Annotated in this window: 16 protein-coding genes; 11 read left to right on the top strand and 5 right to left on the bottom strand. The window is 41.9% G+C overall.

Translation table 11 applies throughout. The features are described from left to right. The 11 genes from ACKWCA_RS06585 to ACKWCA_RS06535 all read left to right on the top strand — a co-directional run bounded on the left by ACKWCA_RS06585 (position 1) and on the right by ACKWCA_RS06535 (position 17,030). On the top strand, positions 1 to 1,209 hold the full coding sequence (locus ACKWCA_RS06585; RefSeq protein WP_413977374.1) for a PQQ-dependent sugar dehydrogenase: 1,209 nt from the start codon (positions 1 to 3) through the stop codon (positions 1,207 to 1,209). Between the two features lie 20 nt (positions 1,210 to 1,229). Then, a complete protein-coding gene (locus ACKWCA_RS06580) occupies positions 1,230 to 1,661 on the top strand; it encodes a nuclear transport factor 2 family protein (RefSeq protein WP_413977373.1) in 432 nt (143 codons plus the stop codon). A gap of 147 nt (positions 1,662 to 1,808) precedes the next feature. Beyond that, the gene (locus tag ACKWCA_RS06575) at positions 1,809 to 2,540 is read left to right on the top strand and encodes a hypothetical protein (protein WP_413977372.1); all 732 of its coding nucleotides are present in this window, start codon (positions 1,809 to 1,811) and stop codon (positions 2,538 to 2,540) included. Positions 2,541 to 2,543: 3 nt separating this feature from the next. Further along, positions 2,544 to 4,388, top strand: a complete 1,845-nt coding sequence (locus ACKWCA_RS06570) for a sensor histidine kinase (protein ID WP_413977371.1) — start codon at positions 2,544 to 2,546, stop codon at positions 4,386 to 4,388. Continuing rightward, positions 4,385 to 5,005, top strand: a complete 621-nt coding sequence (locus ACKWCA_RS06565) for a response regulator (protein ID WP_413977370.1) — start codon at positions 4,385 to 4,387, stop codon at positions 5,003 to 5,005. The genes ACKWCA_RS06570 and ACKWCA_RS06565 overlap by 4 nt, the downstream gene beginning before the upstream one ends. 119 nt (positions 5,006 to 5,124) lie before the next feature. Then, positions 5,125 to 5,262 (top strand): hypothetical protein, encoded by a 138-nt coding sequence (locus ACKWCA_RS06560; protein WP_413977369.1) that lies wholly within the window; start codon positions 5,125 to 5,127, stop codon positions 5,260 to 5,262. A 202-nt stretch (positions 5,263 to 5,464) separates the two neighbouring features. After that, positions 5,465 to 6,871, top strand: a complete 1,407-nt coding sequence (locus ACKWCA_RS06555; protein WP_413977368.1) for a DUF2201 family putative metallopeptidase — start codon at positions 5,465 to 5,467, stop codon at positions 6,869 to 6,871. Between the two features lie 264 nt (positions 6,872 to 7,135). Beyond that, the gene (locus ACKWCA_RS06550) at positions 7,136 to 8,548 is read left to right on the top strand and encodes a DUF5723 family protein (protein WP_413977367.1); all 1,413 of its coding nucleotides are present in this window, start codon (positions 7,136 to 7,138) and stop codon (positions 8,546 to 8,548) included. Between the two features lie 31 nt (positions 8,549 to 8,579). After that, positions 8,580 to 15,020, top strand: a complete 6,441-nt coding sequence (locus ACKWCA_RS06545) for a T9SS type A sorting domain-containing protein (RefSeq protein ID WP_413977366.1) — start codon at positions 8,580 to 8,582, stop codon at positions 15,018 to 15,020. 4 nt (positions 15,021 to 15,024) lie between these two features. Next, on the top strand, positions 15,025 to 15,765 hold the full coding sequence (locus ACKWCA_RS06540) for a hypothetical protein (protein WP_413977365.1): 741 nt from the start codon (positions 15,025 to 15,027) through the stop codon (positions 15,763 to 15,765). A 176-nt stretch (positions 15,766 to 15,941) separates the two neighbouring features. Next, a complete protein-coding gene (locus ACKWCA_RS06535) occupies positions 15,942 to 17,030 on the top strand; it encodes a hypothetical protein (RefSeq protein ID WP_413977364.1) in 1,089 nt (362 codons plus the stop codon). A 2-nt stretch (positions 17,031 to 17,032) separates the two neighbouring features. Here ACKWCA_RS06535 and ACKWCA_RS06530 read toward each other — a convergent pair whose 3' ends face one another. The 5 genes from ACKWCA_RS06530 to ACKWCA_RS06510 form a co-directional block, all read right to left on the bottom strand. Then, entirely contained in the window at positions 17,033 to 18,220 is a 1,188-nt protein-coding gene (locus tag ACKWCA_RS06530; RefSeq protein WP_413977363.1) for a CHASE2 domain-containing protein, read from the bottom strand. Between the two features lie 17 nt (positions 18,221 to 18,237). Beyond that, positions 18,238 to 19,029 carry a hypothetical protein gene (locus ACKWCA_RS06525; protein ID WP_413977362.1) on the bottom strand — a complete coding sequence of 264 codons (792 nt, stop codon included), beginning with the start codon at positions 19,027 to 19,029 and terminating at the stop codon, positions 18,238 to 18,240. Further along, positions 19,002 to 20,138 (bottom strand): CHASE2 domain-containing protein, encoded by a 1,137-nt coding sequence (locus ACKWCA_RS06520; protein ID WP_413977361.1) that lies wholly within the window; start codon positions 20,136 to 20,138, stop codon positions 19,002 to 19,004. Before ACKWCA_RS06520 ends, ACKWCA_RS06525 begins: the two co-directional genes overlap by 28 nt. A gap of 96 nt (positions 20,139 to 20,234) precedes the next feature. Next, positions 20,235 to 20,732: a hypothetical protein gene (locus ACKWCA_RS06515; protein WP_413977360.1), complete on the bottom strand. Its 498-nt coding sequence runs from the start codon at positions 20,730 to 20,732 to the stop codon at positions 20,235 to 20,237. A gap of 3 nt (positions 20,733 to 20,735) precedes the next feature. Beyond that, positions 20,736 to 22,181 (bottom strand): C1 family peptidase, encoded by a 1,446-nt coding sequence (locus tag ACKWCA_RS06510; RefSeq protein WP_413977359.1) that lies wholly within the window; start codon positions 22,179 to 22,181, stop codon positions 20,736 to 20,738. Positions 22,182 to 22,205 lie beyond the last annotated feature (24 nt).

Below are 22,205 nucleotides of genomic sequence, written 5' to 3'. Positions count from 1 at the left end.
ATGAAAAGAATCATTCTTGTACTACTGCTGCTATCAGCGTGCAAAAAGGAGGTTAAAGTAGAAGCCCCTTCCTACCCCAACCCTGTAAAAGAAACCGTAATCGATGGTTTGTCAAGACCTTGGAGTATGGCCTTTTTGTCTGAAACCGAAGTGTTGCTCTCTGAAAAAGACGGTGATTTGCTGCGCATTGACCTCACCACTAAGGAAAAATTCAAGATTAAGGGAATTCCCGAGGATCGGTTTGATACGCTCCTCTATAAAAAGGCCAAGTACCGGCCCCTGACCTTTCCGCCCAGCTTGCCCGATGGCTCAAAAATCACCTACAATGCAGGTATTCTAGAGATACTCTTGCATCCCGATTTTGAGGACAACCGACAACTGTACCTATCATATGTTGCCGAAAGTAACGAAGGTTCCACGACAAAGGTCATACGGGCTGAACTGGAAAACGATTCGTTGACCAATATTCGTCAAATACTCTTGGCGACCCCCTATTCCGATGGGCTCTTCCATTACGGTGGGGGAATGACTTTTGACAATGAAAAAAAGCTCTATATCACGGTAGGTGAACGCATATTCAGCGAAATACATGAACCCGAACTACCGGTAGCACAAGATGTCACCGATCGCAGGGGCAAAATCTATCGATTGAATTCGGATGGGAGTATTCCCGAAGATAATCCCGATTTCGGACCCGATGCCATACCCGGACTATTCGCTATCGGTATACGTGCCGCACAAGGTATCACCAAGTCACCCCTGACCGGTGCACTTTGGTTCAGCGAGCACGGTACCACGCAGGGAGATGAAATCAACCTTCTCGAAAAAGGAGGTAACTATGGGTGGCCTATAATCACTTCCGGGGGCTACCGAAGTAAGGACTATTCGCCACCTACCCTAGAAGGAGTGACCTATACCGACCCTATTTGGTATTGGCCACAGACCGTCGCCCCAACAGGACTCACCTTCTACACCGGCGATGAATTTCCACAGTGGAAAAACAACATCATCGTTCCCGGCTTGTCACGGGGCAGTCTCTGGCGCGTTCAGTTAGATGGGCAGACTATCGTGAGTATGGAAGAACTCTTTATGAACGACCGTCAACGATCTCGAAAGGCAGTGCAGAGTCCGGAAGGTAAACTGTACCTCTTGACCGAGGATCTAGCCGACCGTACCAACGGAAAAATCATTCAAATAAAACCCGAATAAACACTTAAAAACACCGTATTATGAAAACAATCGCATGTATCGCCCTAGCCTTATTCGCCCAAGTAATCGTAGTGGCACAGACTGAAGAAGAAGCCATTCGTGAAGCGCTACAACAGTATATTGACGGCAGCTCGTATAACGATCCCGAAAAAATAGTAGCGCCTTTTTATGAGGATGCCCGAATGTTCTTATCCAAAAAAGACCAGCCCATCTGGATTCTATCCCCAGCAGCCTATGCAGATCTTTTCAAAAAGCGGGAAAAAGGAAAATTCAATGGTCGTGTGGGCACCATTTTGGCGGTCGATCAGCAATATGACATTGCCACGGCCAAGGTCGAAATCGCCATTGAAGCACAACACATGCGCTTCATCGATTTGTTCATTCTTAAGAAACTGGAAGGCCATTGGAAGATTATCAGCAAAGCGGCTACAAGGATGCCGGAAAGCGAATGAAACAGATAGTCTCTTGGTAATTACAGCGAAATCTATGCCTTATAGGTTTCGCTTTTTTATTCCTATTTTTAGAATACCCCTTAGCGGGTATTTTTTTGTCTTGCTGTTTAGGCGACATTTGAGTCTCAAACCAAAATACAAAACACGATGAAAACACTTCAAAAAGTTACCCCGTTATTAATGATGATGCTAATCCTCTCTCCGGCCCTTATGAGGGCACAAGACAAAAAAATGGGCGTTGCGGATGACGCCATGATTGTCAAAAAAATGGAAGGTCTTGAAGAATACAGTTCTACTCTAGACTTGAACGATGACCGAAAACAATTGTTGATGGCCGGGCAGAATTATCAGACCAATTATGGTATTTACGCCTCCATTGCCATTGGCGAATCATCCTTAGGACGCAATTACAAAACCCTGAAAAATGTAGACTTCGAAATCGTCAACTATAAACCCACTTATTTTATCGGTATCGATTCGGTTGTTGTCGCCACTAGCCGTATGAAAAACGGCCTTACCTTTAAAATCTATACCCGTGCGCAAAGTGATGTGAGTACCTATACACTGAATGAGGCCGCTTTGAAAAACATTCATTTTGAACAAGGTAGTTATTTACATTCCGAACGGTATTTAAATCCGATGTTCCCTAAAAAAGATGCCAGCGGGCAGGTGTTGTTCGACTCCGATGGGCGGGTTTCCTGTGCTCCCGATAACGGCAAAGCCTTTGATTTTGAGTTTTTCTATAAAGATGGTCGGCATGTGGTGCGCAAAGAAGATTATGATACTGAAAATGAAAATCCGCAGACCTATATGAATGAGGTGGCGCTGCAGTTACCTGGCAAAAGATGTAAGCAGAGTTTTAATAAAGTCATGTTTTAGTGAATGAAGGTATTCTTTGTGTTCTTTTTTTTATTCGTGAGTTTTGGTTGGTCAAACCCAACAGAACTTGAAGACTATTTCGATTTTGTAAAAAATCAGGACTTTGAAGAAGCCTTGAAAACTACTGCGAAACTGGGGGAAGGTGAACTAAAGGCATCTTTGATTCATTTAGCGGAATTAATGGCACACAAAACCAGTAGTTCCGTTGTTGTACTAAATGAAAGCGATTCTAACGAGGTCCGCTTTGTAAAAAGGTTATTATTAGGATATCAACACGCCTATACCTCCAAACGTAATAGCCTGGAAGCCTACAATCACTTCTCAGGAGCTCTTACATTAAGTGAAAAAATTGGAACTATATATTTAACCAAGGCAGCTTTGATCGCTTTGCTCGATTTGTTTGGATCTGAAATTTTTATTGGTAGCAAACAATATGCTCCATATTTAGACAGATTCGTTGAGCTAAAATCAGATCTTATTGACGACGCTTTAATCATAATGTACAGCTTGATATTTTTTTCTAAAGCAGACGACGATATTGATTCAGTAGATGGGCGATACTATAGTTATTTGGATAAATTGGATTCGATTTTTTTAAAGATATCCAAATCCCATAGTTTTTATCCCAAATACTATTTTGAAAAGGGTATTTATTACAAAATCGAGGAAGATTTTACAAAATCTGAAGATTTCTTTTTAAAGGCAGATAGTTTAGCTTCAAACAACCCTTATCTTAACAATTTTCGTGGTGATATAGCTTGGCAATTGGCAGCTATTAATATGCAAGATAATCAACTTCAAAAGAGCAAAAACTATCTTAATGTGGCTCAAAAACTTGCTCAAAAACTTAGGGATACGTTTTACAATAACCGACTAGCTTCTTTAATTTTCCAAAAAGAAGGCAATTCCGATTCCGCCTATCATTATCTTCGAAAGTCAGTTGACATCGAGTACCAATTGGGCTATAAGAACAATACCTTGGAGTCCTCTATCCTCACCGTACAAAATCAGACGGACAAGTTAAAATTGGATAAGTTGGAACTGGACACCCAAAGTCGGAAAAACCGTAATTGGGCCACCGCCTTGGGACTCTTACTGATTGTGGGTACCGCCATCGGGTTTTTGATCCATAGCACTACCAAGCGCAAACAACTCTTGGCCGAGCAGGAGAAAGTGCTTCAAGAGCAAAAGGTAGCGACCCTGTTGAAAGAGCAAGAGCTCACCACCATCGACGCCATGATCGAAGGACAAGAAAAAGAACGCCAACGGATCGCGAATGACCTGCACGATGATCTGGGCGGACTGATGGCGACGGTAAAACTGCATTTTGATTCCTTACATTCCAAAGTCAAGGACGATACCGATGAACTCTATAAAAAGACCAACAAGCTGATTGACGAGGCCTATCTGAAAATAAGGGCGATTGCCCATGCCAAAAATTCTGGAGTCATCGCGAAGCAGGGGTTGTTAAAGGCGGTAGAGCAAATGGCCAACAAAGTTTCATCGGCTAATCATGTTATCATCGAGGTTAAGGATTTCGGTCTTGACAACCGAATGGAGAACAGCTTAGAGCTTACCTTATTTCGTATTATTCAAGAATTGATCGCCAATATCATCAAACATGCACAGGCCACAAAAGCCCACATTCACCTGACCAACCATGGGGATACCTTGAATATTTTGGTGGAAGACAATGGTGTTGGGTTCAAAGACCCTAAAATCATTGCGAATTCTGAGGGTATGGGACTCAAAAGTATTGACAAAAGGGTTGCCCATTTAGAGGGTACGTTACATATAGAATCCGAACCGGGTAAAGGAGCAACCGTAATTATTGATATTCCGATATGATACGACTAGCCATAGCAGAAGACCATCAATCCCTTATCGACGGATTGGAACTCCTCTTAAAATATGAGGACGGTATAGAAATCGTAGGTACCGCCAATGATGGCGAAGGTCTACTCCGTATCGTTCAGAAAAAAGAACCCAATGTCGTAGTGACCGACATTAGAATGCCAAAAATGGATGGTATTCAAGCGACACGACTCATTAAAAAAGAATACCCGCACATCAATGTGTTGGCTTTTACCATGTTCGATCAAGATGAGGCGGTCACTCAAATGTTGCAGGCCGGGGCTTCGGGCTATATTTTAAAAAATACCTCTTTAAACGAGGTACTCCTAGCAATTCTGGCCGTTGCCGATGGTAAGACCTACTATGATGGTAATATCAATGTGAATGGTGGCGAAGCCAAAGTAAGTGCCAAAAAAGGACTCTTGACCAGACGCCAGAAGGAAATACTAGCGCTAATCGCTCAGGGCAAGACCTCACGGGAAATTGCCGAAGAACTGTTTATCGGTATCCATACGGTGGATACCCATCGTAAAAATATGATGCGAATTCTGGGTATTAAAGGAAAAGGGGAACTGCTACGTTATGCTCTCGAGAAGAAGTACAATTTTTAAATTCCGATACGATAGGTATTGGAGGGATTTGTACCCAAATCATTCTATTTAACAGGAAAACCCAGGTTTAAAACCCTTACCCTTTACCCCTTCTACAGTAGTGTTTAATAAACAGTTGAATGAAAATAAGGGAGAGTCCGCCCACTCCTAAAAAAAGGAAGATGCTACTTAAAAGCGGGCTATATACCCAAGGGATGAAGTTTACCAGTAAACCCGCTACCGCGCATACCAATGAAGCGAGTATCGCGAAGGTGTAGGTTGGTTTTTTCATCAGTATACAAGTTAATCGATACGCTGAAAGTAGGATTTTTGCCAATCGATAGAAATACCCCATAACGGGTATATTTGAAATTCACTAGTATTGGGTATTTTCCCGGAAAATAAATTTTCGGAGATTTCCCATGATTTGTGAACGTCATTGAATTTTGTATATTTTGACTCCAAACCAAAACAATTCAGATGATTATACTTCGCGCTGGAGCACATCTTGCCCTATTGATGATATTTCTGATTCCGATAGTTTGCGTTTCTCAAGGCTTTCAAAATGTGGTTATCGAATCTGTCGATGACCTTTGTTTTGGAAATCAAAGCCAAACAGCCGATGCGGAAGCGGAATCTATCGTCGATGAAATGATGGGGCAAATGGGGCTCAATAGAAATTTCAAGATGCGCAAGTGCGAAAACATCAAAAATGCGCTGGCACATATCGAAGAAGATGCCGATAAAAACCTAACTCCCTATATTTTATATGACCCATTATGGTTGGCGCAAATGTCTAAAAAATCACAAACGGATTGGGCTTCTATAGGGGTGTTGGCACATGAAGTCGGACATTTTCTATTGTATCATTCGCTGAATAAGAGAGGGAGCAACCCAAGGTGGGAGCTCAGCGCAGATCGTTTTGCCGGAACTACATTAGCCCGAATGGGCAGTACCCTTGAAGAAGCGCAGAGTATGTTTCAAAATGTACCGGAAAAAGGCAGTGCTACACATCCAGGAAGGGCTGAACGAATGGAAGCCATTAAAATCGGATGGATGAAATTCAACAATCCAAACCAGAAGAAAATTCTTCTCAATGAGGATACCCCTGAGAAAGATGTTAGCCCAGAGTTGATCGTGAACCGTTATTTTAAGGCATTAGGAGGTCTAAAGGCCTTGAGTCAAATCAAACAGCTCAATTTTAAAGAGACCATTTCAGAGACCAAGGGTGAAAAAATCAACCAAGACCCTATTGTTTATGCCTATGACTATGAGCAAGGCGTAAATAGAATCGATATTTTGAATGCGGCCCAAGAAGAGCAATACCTCATTAAAAATGATTCCCTTTTTTGGAAATTCACGGATCAGGATCAATGGAAGGCCGGAGCCCCTAGAATAGGAACAAGTCTTGACGCAGACCCCTACACCTTCAAAAAAGAAAAAAAACCAAGCACCCAATATTTCTTTGATGACTTCTTGCTCGTCTCCAATCCTGAAGTGGCGTATTATCGTGGTAGAAAACGTATTGCTGACGAAGAATGTTTTATGTTGGAATTACCCGAAGAGAAAATCGAAATCGGAAACCTCAGAAAGAAAGGAAAACGGGTACTATTTTCAAAACAGTACTACTTCAGTACCCAATCGGGTCTGCTGTTCGCGATATTGGAAAAAGAGAAAATAGCGTATTTCAAAAAAGGAAAGGTCAAAGACCAAATCACCCTTCAGACACAGCGCATCATCAATGACTATTCCACATTTGAAGACATCTTTTTTCCGAAGCGGATCAGTACTTCGGAGACCCAATTGATCAATGATATTCCACAGGGCGAAACGCGGTACCAAGAACGGACCATTTCGGAAGTTGATCTACGAACAGAAATTCAATAAACGTACGATATTTCGCGGTAAATCTTACACTGAATATCATTGCATTCTTTCTTTTAGTTTCTGATTATCAAGGGAATACCAAATAAATACCCACTACTAGGTATTTTCGGCTATCCCATTCTCAATTATATTTGATTTATTCGTTGAATTCAACAAAAATTCGATGTAACCGACGTAAAACCAAGATGATTTTTAAAATGTTTCGCTACATTTAAAACCCTCCTTTTCGAAGCAGGGACAAACCATAGTCAACCAAACTATACAATGCATACCAAATTCTCAGTAGTTTCCCTAGTGTTCCTTAGCTGGTCCACGCTCTGTTTTGCCCAAACCACCCATCATGGATTTGCGTTTGATAACTATAGTGGTATTTATGGCGTAGTGGCCAATCCGGCGAATAGTGTGGATTCTAAATATCGTATTCATGTCAACGTGATTTCGTTTAATCAGTTGGGTGTTTCCCAATTTGGTAGCCTTACCAATTTTGAGGTCGAAACCACCCCCAATGGCTTTAATGGACTGGATTTTTCCCAAAACAGTGATGAGGCCAATAGAGTAAAAGAGGGCTATAGTTACGGTCATACCGATGTATTGCTACCCTCGGTAAGTTGGAATTTCCATGAGAATTTCGGTATCGGATTGCTTTTGCGTTCCCGTACGTTCTATGATTATCATAATGTCAACAATACCTTGCTAGAGGGACTAAATGACGGGTTCGAGGACCGAGAGTATACCTTTCAAAGTAGTGTCCTGAACAACACGGCTCATTCATGGGGAGAAGTCGGACTCAACCTCTCAGCCGTATTGATCAATTCCAACTACCACTTCGTCAAATTTGGAGGAACCTTTAAGTACTTTTTTGGCAATCGCGCCGTCGAGGTGCGTGGTGACTTAGAGGGAACTGATGACGGGACAAACTTGAACTTGAACACTAACAGCACCAATCCGTTTATTAGTTTGGACACCGACCCTGATGCCAATGGCGAAAGTAACCAGGAGTTTTTTCTGAGTTCGGTGCTCGATAATTTTAGTGGCAAGGGTTCGGGTATTGGTGGCGATATCGGTTTCGTCTACGAATGGCGCCCTCGGGAAACCAACCGGGTAGATGTACGCAGCAATAGCAGTGCCGTGAACAAATACAAATTGAAAGTAAGTGCTTCGGTTCTGGATATCGGTACAATCGCTTATAAAGACGTTCAACAAAATACAATTTCACTATCAGGCTTCGAAATCGTAAAAAATAGCTATTTGCCTGAAACAGGATTGATTCGCACAATACAAGCCAGCCCCGAAAACTTCTCTCCCGCGCTCGGACAGGCCGATTTTTTGCTGCCTAGGTCACTTAACCTGAACTTGGACTACATCATTCTGAACAACAACAACTATTATATCAATATCAACTATATCAAAGGACTTACGAAGTCTACGGATGCCTTTGCCAATTCCCAGATGGATTTGGTCACGGTCACCCCGCGGTACGAAACTCGAAAATTCAGTGTGTACCTTCCGGTAAACTTTGATCTGGAAGCCACAGGTAGCATATCCGCAGGCCTTGGGGTACGTTACGGCCCGGTGACTTTAGGAGCGGCCGCCTTGAGCAGCATGTTTACCAATGAAAAAGCACACCATCTGTATTTTGGATTAAGTATACCGCTGATGAAAGATTTGTATCGATAGTTCATAAATAGGTGATCAAAATATTTTGAAAATGAAAAGAAAATTACTTGTTGGAACCCTATTACTTTTCTCCGTTTGGGCAGGTGCCCAGACCATAGATATAGATGACCCTGCATTTGAGGATGCCCTCATTGCCCTAGGCCATGATTCTAATCCGGTAAGGGATGGTGTTATATCCATTGTCGATGCTGATATGGTAACTAACCTCAACGTTTCAAATCGAGGGATTTCAGACCTGAGCGGACTCGAATTCTTCAGCGCTGTGGAAACCTTGGATGTTAGTGGAAATGATTTGGACGAACTGGTATTACAAAATCTTTCTCTGGTCACAATAAAAGCGGACAACTGTAATTTGGCAGGCAAGGCTATTTTCTTCAAAAATGAAGCAGCGGATGCTTTTTTGACAAACGTCATTGATCTTTCGCTTAACGACAACGGAATCTCAGGGAATTCAAATGGTATTATCAGTTTCGGGGGAGTGGAAAATGTTCGGTTTTTGTCAATTCGGGGGAATAATATTGAAGCAGTCAACTTGAAAAACACCTCTAAAATTGAACTATTGGATGCCGATAACTGTCCAAATCTCTCTGTTTTAAACGATTTGGATGGGTTACAAAATCTTAAAGGGTTGATTTTGTCGGATTGTTCCTTTACTTCGCTTGATGTCATGGATAATGCTGCATTGGAATCATTAGTTGTTTCCAACAATTCCATTGCTGAAATCGTAGTAGATCAAAACCCTGCCCTTGCAATCTTTAGGGGCTCGAATAACGCATTTACGGCTCTTGATTTTTCCGGGAACAGTGCTTTGACTGCTGTTGATGTTTCCTCCAATGCCCAATTGAGTACCTTAAATGTCGCCAATGGAAACAATGCGGCATTGACGGCACTTAATGCGCAAGCTACGGCCTTATCTTGTATTCAGGTAGATAATCCTGGCCAGGCAGAAAACGCCCCTAGCTGGGAAAAAGATGCTACAGCAGTATATGCGGGTAACTGTAAGGCCCTAAACAATGTTGTGGAGGTCTTTTTCGAATCTGCCCATACCATCGAGGATGGATTTTACATTTTTGACTCTAAAATTGAATTGGGCTTTGATCTAAGGGACAAAAATGGCATTGAACTGCCTTCCAGTACGCTTGCCGCTTACGAGGTAATACTGAATACCGAAGAGAACAACAATCTAAATCCGGCAACCAAAGGAGTCGATTTTGAGGCGCTTACTAATGAACCTATAGCCATTACTACTATAGACATGGGTATTGATCGTATTAGGGAGCTAGAACCGAAAGGAGATCAGCTTTTCGAAGCGGATGAATATTTCTTCATCGACATTTCGACCAATGACCCCAACATATCCCTTAAAAATGCGGTCAATGGAGTAGTTCGGTTTCCTGTTAAGATTATCGACAACGAGGTAACCGATGTTACCTTGAGTGTAGAGAAAAACGGCGTAGAGGGCTCACAAAATGCGATACTGGTGATTTCGTCATCCTTGGTGAATGAAACCGGTGCCCCGCTTCCCTTTAACGTTGTTCTCAATGGGGGAGATGCACTAATCAACCAAGACTATGAGCCTTTCACTGGACAAGCTACGATTGCCGACGGCGCTTCCTCAACCGAATTTGAAATTGTAATCAAGGATGATGATAATGAGCCGGAAGACTTGGAAAGCTTTAATGTGACCATCACCTATGCAGGTGATTTGAACGATGATACTGAACGCGTAAAAATTCTAAATGGAGGTACTGAACCCGTTACTATTACGGATAATGACAGTGCCCCCAATGGCCCTTTTTTGATTTCATCTTCGCTAACAGGAGCTGGAATCGGACCCTATTATGAGGTCGGTGAAGGGACTAATTTTTCCCTGAATCTAAATGCCGATACAGGGGCGAATCCCGGTGATACATTTGTCGTTTCCGTGAACTACCAAATGTATTCCATTATAGAGGAGGAACGGGAAATTTTTGGAAGCGGCATTGAAGACCAGGATGAGGTTATTGGTTCCGAAATCGCGATTTTGCGTCAGGAGCAATCGACAGAGGACGATGTTACTCTAGAAAATGAAAACACCACTTACACCTTCACTGTTCAGGAGAACGCGATAGATGGGCAGTTGAATTTTTCCATTTTGGATGACTCTGTCAATGAGGATACCGAAGAACTGGTCATTACGATAAATGTGGAGAGCACCAATGTAGGTTTGAGCAATACGGCCGTTTACATCTTAAAGATAACAGATAACGACCCGATTGAAGTCATTGTTTCCCTTGAAAACGCAGGCCCCAACGACAACTATTCCATTGAAGAAGGTAAAGAATTTAATCTTGTACTTAATCCTTTGGATCCGTCAGAGTCCATGTTCAATCTTGACTTAAGTATTGATAAAAGCACCGCGGGTTTTGGGGAGACTCGTGATTTTGACTATTCGATTGACTTTCCGTTAACAACGAATTTCGATGAGACTGTCATTAATTTCACTGTTCTATCGGAGCCAAATAGCATGAAAATACCATTTCGTGTGGCATTGGATGACATACCAAATGAAAATGAGGAAATAGTTATTAGCCTACCAAAACCGGACGGTAATTATTTCTATAGTGGAAGTGGCGGTGCATACGAAAATGGCGGTATAACCCTTACGATACCCATAACTGAGGTCGAACCTTATTTTGTAGACGTTCAATTGGGTACTGCCTTAAACAAGGAAATTACGGAAGGGAATGCTTTTGAAGTCTCTTTTAGACCCCTGGACGTTCCTGAAGATTTGGTCCAACCTACACGATTTGATGTTGACATGCAATTTGGAACTGGAAATAACCTCGCCGAAAACAATGTCGATTTTGAGCTAATTGGAGTTCCGCAAATAGAGCTGAAATTTAATACAGAGGTGACCATCCAATCCATCGTCGACGGAATCCAAGAGGACGAGGACGAAACGATTCAAATACTGCTGCCCAAGCCTGAGGGAGCCTATCGATGGTCGAATATCGATGGCAAGGGAACCATCAATGCCGATGGGGATCTGATTTTTGAAATAAAATTGAAGGATAAAGAAAACCAAGACGCGTTGGCGGACTATGCCATGGTTTTCAAAGATGGGAATGGTTCCATTTACCAAGACTACCCGATTAAGGTAAGTGAGACGGGGCTATTAAATTTTTCGATAGTCCCCCAGGACAATTCTACAGTAGAAAAAGGATTTCTTATTACCGCCCGAGACGGTTCAGCAAAGGCCGATGAAAACGACTTCTATACACGCGATGGGAATCTTGTAGGGCCGCGGCTCTTCGACGAATCTTTTTCCTTGGATATTTACTTCGAAGATGATGACCCTAGTGAAGGGTTGGAACGTTTCTTTCTTGACATCACACCGACTACCAAGAATTACAACCTCGATTCCCCCCTGGGAGATCGAATTGCCTTTGGAGAAACATTCACCGTGGAAATTGAAATTGAGAATAACCCTGAAGCCCCATTAAGTCAGGATTCACAATTTATAACCGATTTTGTTACCAATGCCGAACGGATAACCAAGACTACCAGTGCATTTGCCCGAGAGTTTAGTGCCACGGAAGGAAATACTGTAGAAATTCTACTTGGAGCGTTACAACCCAATACTAGACAAGGAGAGACCTACACTTTAGGATATGAACTCATTGGCGGGAATAATCTTGATGCAAATGATTATGAACTCACAATCGAAAATGCGGAAGGAGTCAACCTCCAACAAGGAAATGACGCGTTCCTATTCGAAGTTGATAATTCAGCTGCGTACAACGCAAAAGTAAGTATCGCCCTCAAGGCCGACGGGGTAGACGAAACCGTAGAGAAGCTTACATTAAAGTTATTCCCTCAAATTCTAATAACCACTCCAGACGAGGAAGGCCCCGCCTCCTTTGAAGAAATTGCCGGTTTTCAAAGTGCGGCCATTGAAGGGTCCTCCCTAGAATATGAGTTTTTGATTTCGGATACGGCCAGTCAAGAAATCGTTTATGCTGTTCTAAGTAATAGTGGTGGTATCGAAGGACAAACAAATGATCCCGATATCATTACCTGTTCTTTGTTCGATAACGAGGGGAATCCGTTTACAGCGCACACCAGCGAAATACGAATCGAACTAAAAGACGAAATCGATACCAATGATGATTTAAGAATTAACCCGTGGGAATATGAGTTAGATACTAATATCTTCGTATTTCCCGCGGGAAATAGTACTGCCACTATAAAAGCAACCTATTTGGATGAACGAGTCGCAGAAAACGGCACGTTGGATGCCTTGGACGTGGATTGTAACTATTATACTATAAAAATAGATAAGGTATTGGATAGTGCCGGTTATTCTATTGCTTTTGATGAGAATTGGAGAACCATCAAAGTTATAGATAAAACCGAATATCTTGTATTTGTAGACTTGATTCTCAATGAGAATATACGAGCGGTAGCCTTCAATCAACTTCAAGATCCCGATTATTTTAGCAGCGTTTGTGACGGAGAGTGTATCGACTATTACGAAGTGGAAGAAAACAGTACGATCGAATTCAATCTGGATGCCGCAAACGGAGTACCTATTATTTATCAGTATACGCTCGACTTAGATTTCGATGCTGATACCAACAAATCTTTTAGATTCAACAAAGATGTTTCCCTTCCTACGTTCGGGGACCAAACCAAAGGCATTAAAATCACGGTTGATGAAAAAGATATTGACGAAACTATACAAGTCAAGGTGGAAAATGACAACGAAGATGATAGTAATGAACCCTTTTCCATTCGATTTGCAGAGCCTAATAATGAAAAGACCTACCGTTTTTCAAAAAGGGATTCAAGGTCTTACGGCGATAGTTTTAAGTTCAGAACAATAGATGCCGTACCCGTATATATCTCAGTTGTAGATGGCACCAACATAATTGAGGAAGAAGATGAGGACAGTTATGGAGAAGTGCAACTGAGATTAGACCGAAAAACCCCGACTTCATTAAAGATACCTTTCGAACTCGCTAGCGGTACCAACAACGCTACCTTCGGCACGGGAGAAGGAGGTGACTATACCATCATATCATCCAATAGAATCGAAGTCAGTGGAAACAGAGGTGTGATTCATGTCAATCGAAATCAGCAAATCGTCACTTTCAGGATCAAACCGGAAAACGATCCACTAGACGAGGGTGAAGAAAGCATCAAAATCACCCTTAAGGATGATTTTGGTTATTCTCTAGGCAATTCCTTTGAAGAATTAGTTATTAGAGATGATGATAAGACTGGGCTACCTGTTTCTATTGTGACAGACGATTTCTTGATTTTTGAGAATCCAGCCGAAAAGAACTCGGAAGAAATAGAATTCAAATTAGGAGAAGATAAAATCGCCCCTAATGACTTGAGGCTTGATTTTTCGATTGTCCCCGGAGATCCCACTGCCTTATTTAATGAAGATTTTAAACTTTATGAAATTTTGAGCAATGGGACGGAACGAGAAATTACGTCGTCGGAAGGGTTTTATCTCACCATACCCTCTCAAAGTACGACGGCAAAACTCCGTATTATGGCACTACCTGATGACGAAACTAATGAAGATGGAACACCGGAGGGCGATGAGAGAGTCGAGATTGTGCTGAGGGCGAGTGACCTTTATTCCGCAACGGATCCCAAAACAGTTACGGTTGAAATTAAGGATGACGCCGAGGGTGGAGAAGAACCTAGTGCAGATACGAACAGTATCGTTGCACAAGTAACAAGTTCTTCATGTCCGAATACAAAAAGTGGTAGAATCGCTTTGAAAAACGGAACGGATTTCGACTATAAAGCAAGCCTATATACTGACGGAAAGGTAGTCGGGCAACCCAAAACCTTAAAGGCTAATACCGTGAACTTTTCCAATCTCTTCGAGAAACTAGAGGCAGCTACCTACACCATTTTCCTAAGCTACAGCTCCGATGAAGAACTTGACAGGCCCAGCATAGAGTTGCCTTCGTTCACAATGACGATTAGGAACGAAGAGGAAGTAAAGCTGATTCGGTCCACAACATCCAAAGCACTTAAATTAGTTAACCTTAAAGTATCCGGAAGCACCTTGTATTATGTTAAAAATAACGGAACGGAATATGAATTTAAGGTGAATACTGCAAATAGTGTTGAGCTTGAAGTACCCCTTCAATATGGTCAAAACAAAATTTCCATCAAAGGGAACTCTGAATGTCAAGGAATATTGGAGACAACTATCGTTTTAGATAATGTCGTCAGTTATCCAAATCCGACTACCGATGTTATCTATGTGGCCGGGTTTCAAACAGGTGCAGAATTACGCATTCAAGTTTTTGACCTGAATGGAAGAATGCTGTCCGACACCCCTACCTACAACAGCTCTTCCACCTTAGAAATACCGCTTTATGCATATGCAAGAGGCACTTATTTCTGTAAAATTTTGAGTGATGATGGTTCATCATCCACCTTTAAAATCGTTAAAAAATAATGGTATGAAGCAGAGTCTATATCTTATTCGGATACTTGTTTTCATTGCTTTCTTGATATCTTGTGAAGGCAACTTTGACCCTAGTCCCGAGAACTATATTTTACTTAAAGCCCCAATCGGAAATTGTGAGAACGGCAGCGACGATCTAAGGAATAGTGACAACATCATTGTCGAGTTCACCTGGGAAAATAGCGGAACTTTTGACGATGGCGAGCTTTTTGTTTTTGAAAAGAACATGGATGAGCTTGTTGTTCAAAAACCCATTGAGACAGCCACCAAAAAAGCCGAAGCTAGTTTGCCCCGAGGCATAGAATATTATTGGTACGTTAAAAGTAATTCCGTAGAGACCGGAAAAGCAGTTCAAAGTGATTCGAAAGAATTTGTAAGCGAGTTTGTTTTAAGTGAAAGTACTCCATTTCCTGTAGCGATTACCAATTCTGTTGCCACCCCAGATACCTTTATCGTAGAATGGGAGAATCACCCTGAGGAAACAAATAGGGACTTATCTTATAGGGTCTATTTCAGTACAAGAGTTGAAAAAGATGCGGAAATAAACTACCCGGATATAGTGTTTGACCAGCCTGGGACATCGTATGACAGCGATGATAGATTGATTCGAGAACAACCTAAGACCGGCTTAAAAGCAGGGGACTACTTTTTTAAAATCGACGCTATTGCAAAAAGTGGAGTCCAAGATTTGATCTCAAGCTTCTATGTTAGAGTCAATCTTTTGACGGACTACTAATTTCACATTTCAGTGAATAGAAACCGCTTTTCTTGTTTCCAAAAACATAGTGGTTTACGGTATTATTTAAATGGAATACCCTCTCAACAGAATTATATACCCTTATTGCACCTGGTGTAAAAAGGTAAAAAACTCAAATGTTCAGATACCAATCTTTTTTTAGAGTTATTTTTTTCATGGGAATTATCGCTTATTCCCAAGGTCAAGATGACAAAGTTCCCGTGGTTTTCGAGACTTATGATGCCCTCCCCCTACAATTCACCTACTCCAACAAGCAAATGCGCAAGCAAGCGAGTACAGAGTCGTATGTGAAGTCTATGATGTCTTACATGCATGAGGGTGTTTGGGATAGTATTCCGGTGGAGCTCAGGGCAAGGGGGAACTTCCGACGAACCAACTGTTATTTTCCACCTATCAAGTTAAAAATCAAATCTTCGGATTCCAAAGGCACCCTGTTTGAAGGCCTTAAGAAAATGAAAGTAGTGCTGCCCTGTTTGTTACAAAATCGCTCGAACGACGATATCCTTAAGGAATATTTGGCCTATAAGCTATACGAACCCTTCAGTACAGCCCACTTCAAAACAAGGCTAGTAGATCTGGAGTTTACCGATGACCCCAGACAAAAGAAGGCGGAAGATCCGCTAACGGCCATTTTTATGGAAGTCAAAAAACGGAACCTTTCCACACTGAATGACAGTGTTTTTGCTAGAAGGAAACCAAGAACGCACCATTTACGGGCCATCTTGATCGAAGACATCAAAAATGTGGCCAAAAGAAATGATGCCAAGGTTTTCGATCGCTTTGTGCACCCCCTAGCACAAGACGCTATGTCATCCTTGCGCAATGCCTTTTTTCAATTCATGATCGGCAATACCGATTTTTCAACCGCTTATGGGCACAACCAAAAACTATTGTTTCTCGATAAAAAGGCAGTTCCCCTGCCTTATGACTTCGATATGTCGGGTTTGGTCGATGCGAGCTATTCCGTGGTATCAAATATCAATAATCAAGACCTGCCTATTTCAGATGTCACCCAACGCCTCTACCGAGGTTTTAAAAGAGACCCGAAAACCACCCAGGCGATACGGACCGAATTCTTAAATCAAAAAACAACCTTGTTGAATATCGTGGATGACCTGAAAGAGGACTTCGACAATCGCAAAACCTATCAAAAAACAAGGAATTACCTACTTGATTTTTTTGCTGTTTTGGAAAACGAATCGCGCTTCAAACGCGAAATCTTGGATAAGGCCAGGGCCAAATAGCACTAGTTCAAATAGCTTTTGAATTTTCTTTTGGTGTTAATGTAACGCACCAAATGTTTGTAATACTTTACAAAACCGGCACTAAAAACAGCTACCGCGATTATCGTAGCGGATTTAAAAACGATTCCTCTTTTGAACAATAAAAGCGTTATCCAAACCAAGAGTATGGAAAAAACGAACAACACTGTTTTTCTAACGGTTCGATAGCTGATATTCAATCGTCTGTCTAACCAAATGAAATAGACACTAGCCACAAAACTGAAGAGAAACAAAAGGGTTAATTCCAACAATCGAGGTACTTTGTACATGAATCTATCAGAAATCAGCATTGATATAATATTCGCATGAATTGTAGCCCCATACATATCAGGAATACTTTTACCCGCTGTCGTGGTGTTCAATGGGGTAAAATGTTTATCCTCAATATCGAATGAGTTTCCGGAGGGCGATCCCAAATAGCCGAAGAGAATTATTTTGTCATTCAACAGGTCGGTATTTTCTAGGTACAGGATATCATCAATGGTCAGATGCAGGTAATGATCTAGCCCGCCCTGGTAATTGATTACCCGAGGTTTTGCTATTTTTTCATCTATTTCTCTTGCCGACCACTCTTTCGGTGACAAATACTGCCTTGCCAATACGACAGGCAGTGATTCCTTTATATCCTGTTTCGATTCGTACCTTCCACTGAACTCCCGTATCACAGAACTACTTGAATCAAAACTAAAGTTGGCGAAGCCCGAAGTCAAGTTTTCTCCGAAGAAGGTATGGCTTTTGATCTCCTCGCCATCATCCCCAATAATGTAAGTAGCGATGACACGGTCTTCCTTCAATAGTTTGGCCAACAAGGTATCGGCCGCTGTCTTTTCAAACTCTCTTAATATGACATCAAAACCAATTGCTTTGGCCCTACTTTCAATGACCTTATCAAGGGCATTGGCCAGTTCTTGTCGGGTTTTATGTTCTACATTGACCAAGATAACTTTGGTATCGGTCAACTCTTGCTCATTCAAACGTTCGGCATAATACACATCCAAAAAACTAAAATCCTGTAAGGCTTTACTCAACGGGTCGAAGAAGGAGGTGTTGAAGAACAAAAGGGAGAACAGGTAACAGACCAATAGCGACAGAAGGGTGCTGAGCAACCCATCTCGTAGTAATAGTTTTCTATGCTTCCTTTTTTTCGACAACTTTTTAAAAATCTAATTTATTCCTGGCAAAATTTATAGTCTTGGCAAATAGCTTCTTGAATCTCAGCCTTGCTAAACCCCAATAAGGTAAAAGCCCTAATTAGTGCGTCCACCTCCTTCTCAAGTGCTTCAAATTCCCCTTTGGACAACAAGGTCAATCGGTGGAACTTTAGTTCGTTCAGATTCGGAAATGACTCTGTAGAGGCGGACCATTGATAGGTTTGTCCTGTTTTCAGTAGTTGATTATCCAAACCGAGTATGATTTGCTCACCAGTGAGCCCGATTTTCGTCAGGTGCCCGGTCTTAACATCCTTAAGGAAAAAAAACAGTGCTTCTGTATCCGAATTATTCTGCCAAACGAATTTCAGTTCGGGCGCGAACATCTTCACACTATCCCTAGGGGCGATTAATTTTATGTTTCGTTCCTCCCGATAAACAACACCCGACTCTTGTTTCTTTTTGATCCGATTGATGAACTGTTTCCACACATAAGTAAAGTACTTTTCGGTAAAAGAGTCGGCTTCAAGTCGGCGTCGATAATCGGCAATTACCGAGAAAGCATATGTATTGGGTTTGGTGATCTCGAAAAGTTCCCCCAATTCATTCACCAGAAGCACATAGTCCTTTTGACCCAAATACAGGGTGTCCGACTCAAGCAATTGACTTCCTCGTTCCAGAAGGGTACTCGTATTGAGGGCGGGGCTTCCCGTCTTTTTAAAGACAAAATAGCCTTGCTGCGCAAAGGTAGCTGTACCTACGAACCAAAATAGGAACAACAGCATTAGTCTTGGTAGAAATATCCGTTCCATTTATATTTTTTATAGAGAAAATGTGCCAATTTTTTGTAATACCCGATCAGACCGATACTAAAGGCCGCAACGGCGATGATTCCCGCCGTTTTGAATAGAATTCCATTTCGGAACAATAACAGCGCAATCCAGACGAATACGGCGATAAAGACTAATCTCACGATGTTCAATCGTAAAATATAACTGGCCAATTGCCTTTTGGCCAGCCAGATGAAGTAGGTCAGCGCCAAAAACGTGAACAGTATGGTCAATAGTACCAGTATCCAATTGGGTACCACACTGATAAATTCATCCGATACAATCATGTTAATGATATTTGCATGTATGACAACACCAAAGGTGTCAGGTGCACTCTTTCCAACAAACTTCTCGTTCATCGGCGTGAAATGTTTGTCTTCGATATCAAACCGATGGTTTTCCTGATGTCCTAAATACCCCATCAGAACTATTTTATTCATTACTACCGGAATTGTATCCCGGCCCAAAATATCATCGGGTTCCAGAATCAGGAAATTGTCGCGATTGCCTTTGTAATTGATGGGGCGTTCTTCATCGAGATAGCGTTCTAAGCTGCCATCCCATTTCTCTCCCATTACAAACTTGGCTACTGCAACGCCGAAAGCCACTTGTACCGAATCACCGTCTTTGCGATACCCCTGAAAATTACGCACCACCGAACTGGTAGGGTCAAAACTAAAATTACTGTACCCGCTAATTTGGTCTGGTCTACTGATGCTAGCGGCCGAACTATCCACACCTGAATTCAATATGGAATAGGTCGTCACTAAGTTTTCCATGCGATGACTTTGAGCCAACGCCCTATCTTCAATAGGATCTCTTTCCTCTTTGAAGATGATATCCAACCCGATGACTTTCGGCTTTTGGCGCTCTAGTTTGGTCATCATGGCAGCGATTTCAGCCCTTCCTAAACGTTCTACATTCACCAGAACAATATCTTTATTGATATCACCGATATTCCTATCCAGTTTTTCGGCATAATACAGGTCCAGATAGCTAAAGTCTTTGAACGCATTGTTAAAGGGAGTAAAAAAACTCAAGTTAAAACCGATCAAAGAGACCAAACCCAAGATTATAAAGGAAAATACCATGCAAAACAGAGCTTCCTTAAGAAGGAATTTGTTTGGTTTTGGTAAGATCTTTTTTAGGTACATTGGATGAACTGTTCTTAAGGGAATACCATTGGCCTATTGCTGTAGCTGGTCAAAATAATCAGTCAGGTTTTTAGAAAGCTCCACTATTTTCTGCCCTTCTAAATTAATAAAGCCCAAACGCCGATTTTTCTTGTCGACCAAGAGAAAGATTCGTTCCGTATCGTTTCGTACAAGAAACTGTAGCCCGGGATTAAAATCTTCTTTCACTTCTTTTTCGGTCCAGTCATACGAGGAGTCATCAACCAAAAGTGCCAGCAATTCATTGGCCTTCTCATTGGCCAAGGTATCCTTGAGTACCAGTTTGTTCGAATACTCATCAGTGGTGCCCTCAATCAATTTTTTTTTGATATCGAATACAACGACCAAATTGGCGGAGGTGACGATATCAAAATTTTTCTCTCGTAAAAAAACCTTGATTTTATCGCTTGAAATCTGCTTGTCGGCACGGCTGTTTCCTTTATCCGCAGTTCGTTGACAATTGCAAGAAACCAAAAAAATCAGACATAACGTTGCCAAAAGATTTTTGATCATGGCTTATGACCTTTTGATATCCAGAATCATCATTGCCATTGAACCCTTTTCAAATTCAGCGGTAAAGCCCATTTTACCATCCATTAATTGTACGGATTCCTTATCGATGAGTTGGTCATTGAAAATAACATAAAGTTTATCGAGTAATTCACCTTCCATTTCATCAAGTCGGGTTTTGACCGCTGCAATATCAATTTTTTCCAAGGAGAAAATCACGATAGAATAGTCTGATTCCACTTCCTTATTCAAGCGAAAAAAGGCCTTTTGCTTGGGGCCTGCATAGGGTATGATAACCTCTGCATTATCCGAGTTAATAAAGGGGCTGATCGATTCTTCGTAGGGAAATAACAGCGAGTTCTCATTATCCGAATCGGCACCGAGTACGTAGACGTACGAGGCTTGGTTGACCTTGGTAATCATTTGATATCTGGTTCCGGTAGGGTAAGTTGATGTCGTCACATAATCGCCGATACTCTGTGACTCATCTTCGATGACCACATCTTGAAATCCGAATACGGATCCTGAATACTCCCCCTCTTCTTTGGTGACACTCATCGGAGAGTCATCCCGTAACCGAAGTTCAAGCTCCCCGGCAAGTACAATTTTTTGTTTGGGTTTTTGTGTGTTGGGGATCATTTCAAAGGCATACCGCGTATACTTTGGAAAGTCGGCGTAACGGATCCACATAAAGCCATCGTTCCCCCAGGCAGGACCCCAACTGTTCACTACTTCAAAAGCCCCGCCGTACTTTTCATCATCGTATCCTATCAAACACATTGCATGACCACCTTCGGTTCCCAGATTGTCAGGTTCATAAACATTTTTGGCACTAAAGAACGAGTTCTCGACCTTAAAGCCGATGACTACGGGATTGCCATTGACCAATGATCGTTTCACGCCATCGATTTTGACTTCATCAGATTCATCAGCTCCGAATATGCGGGTAAAATCCTTGATCTTGTTCGCTTCGGCCTTCGGCATGAGGTCTTCAGGGATTTCGCTCGCACACATGACGTCAAAATCCTTATAGTATGCAACTCCCTTGGACACCATTGCTTCCATAGCTTTCCCAATAAATGCCCCTCCCTGACAATTATAATCGTTCTCAACGTTTGCATGGAGATACGTATATACAGGTGAAAAGGTGTTTTCGGTAATCTTTGCCCGGTCCTTATTGTTGGTCAGTCGCGCTTCTAGAATCGACCTCCCGTAATACGCCGATGACCAGCCTACGCATGTACCATAGCCCCCTTGGTCTTTAATTTCAGGGACAAACATTTTCAACGAGGTCAAGGTAGTTTCGGTTATTACATCTTGAAAAGCCACATTTCGAGCCTTAAGTGGCGTCTTTTCGTAAGCATCGTCATCAAAAAGTAGCCCTGTACTTCTCTGGGTTTGAGAGAAGGCAAAGGTGCTGAACAAGAAGAAAATAAAGAGTAGTTTTTTCATAATGGTTTTCATATGGTTTCGCTT

The sequence above is a fragment of the Maribacter corallii genome, assembly GCF_047345415.1.
Taxonomy (GTDB): domain Bacteria; phylum Bacteroidota; class Bacteroidia; order Flavobacteriales; family Flavobacteriaceae; genus Maribacter_C.
The sequence above is the reverse complement of the archived record's forward strand: the minus strand, read 5'-3'. Positions and strand labels throughout refer to the sequence as shown.

Coding starts and splice junctions, on each gene's coding strand:
- ACKWCA_RS06585 (WP_413977374.1), top strand. CDS start 1: ATGAAAAGAATCATTCTTGTACTACTGCTGCTATCAGCGTGCAAAAAG.
- ACKWCA_RS06580 (WP_413977373.1), top strand. CDS start 1,230: ATGAAAACAATCGCATGTATCGCCCTAGCCTTATTCGCCCAAGTAATC.
- ACKWCA_RS06575 (WP_413977372.1), top strand. CDS start 1,809: ATGAAAACACTTCAAAAAGTTACCCCGTTATTAATGATGATGCTAATC.
- ACKWCA_RS06570 (WP_413977371.1), top strand. CDS start 2,544: ATGAAGGTATTCTTTGTGTTCTTTTTTTTATTCGTGAGTTTTGGTTGG.
- ACKWCA_RS06565 (WP_413977370.1), top strand. CDS start 4,385: ATGATACGACTAGCCATAGCAGAAGACCATCAATCCCTTATCGACGGA.
- ACKWCA_RS06560 (WP_413977369.1), top strand. CDS start 5,125: ATGAAAATAAGGGAGAGTCCGCCCACTCCTAAAAAAAGGAAGATGCTA.
- ACKWCA_RS06555 (WP_413977368.1), top strand. CDS start 5,465: ATGATTATACTTCGCGCTGGAGCACATCTTGCCCTATTGATGATATTT.
- ACKWCA_RS06550 (WP_413977367.1), top strand. CDS start 7,136: ATGCATACCAAATTCTCAGTAGTTTCCCTAGTGTTCCTTAGCTGGTCC.
- ACKWCA_RS06545 (WP_413977366.1), top strand. CDS start 8,580: ATGAAAAGAAAATTACTTGTTGGAACCCTATTACTTTTCTCCGTTTGG.
- ACKWCA_RS06540 (WP_413977365.1), top strand. CDS start 15,025: ATGAAGCAGAGTCTATATCTTATTCGGATACTTGTTTTCATTGCTTTC.
- ACKWCA_RS06535 (WP_413977364.1), top strand. CDS start 15,942: ATGGGAATTATCGCTTATTCCCAAGGTCAAGATGACAAAGTTCCCGTG.
- ACKWCA_RS06525 (WP_413977362.1), bottom strand. CDS start 19,029: ATGGAACGGATATTTCTACCAAGACTAATGCTGTTGTTCCTATTTTGG.
- ACKWCA_RS06520 (WP_413977361.1), bottom strand. CDS start 20,138: ATGGTATTTTCCTTTATAATCTTGGGTTTGGTCTCTTTGATCGGTTTT.
- ACKWCA_RS06515 (WP_413977360.1), bottom strand. CDS start 20,732: ATGATCAAAAATCTTTTGGCAACGTTATGTCTGATTTTTTTGGTTTCT.
- ACKWCA_RS06510 (WP_413977359.1), bottom strand. CDS start 22,181: ATGAAAAAACTACTCTTTATTTTCTTCTTGTTCAGCACCTTTGCCTTC.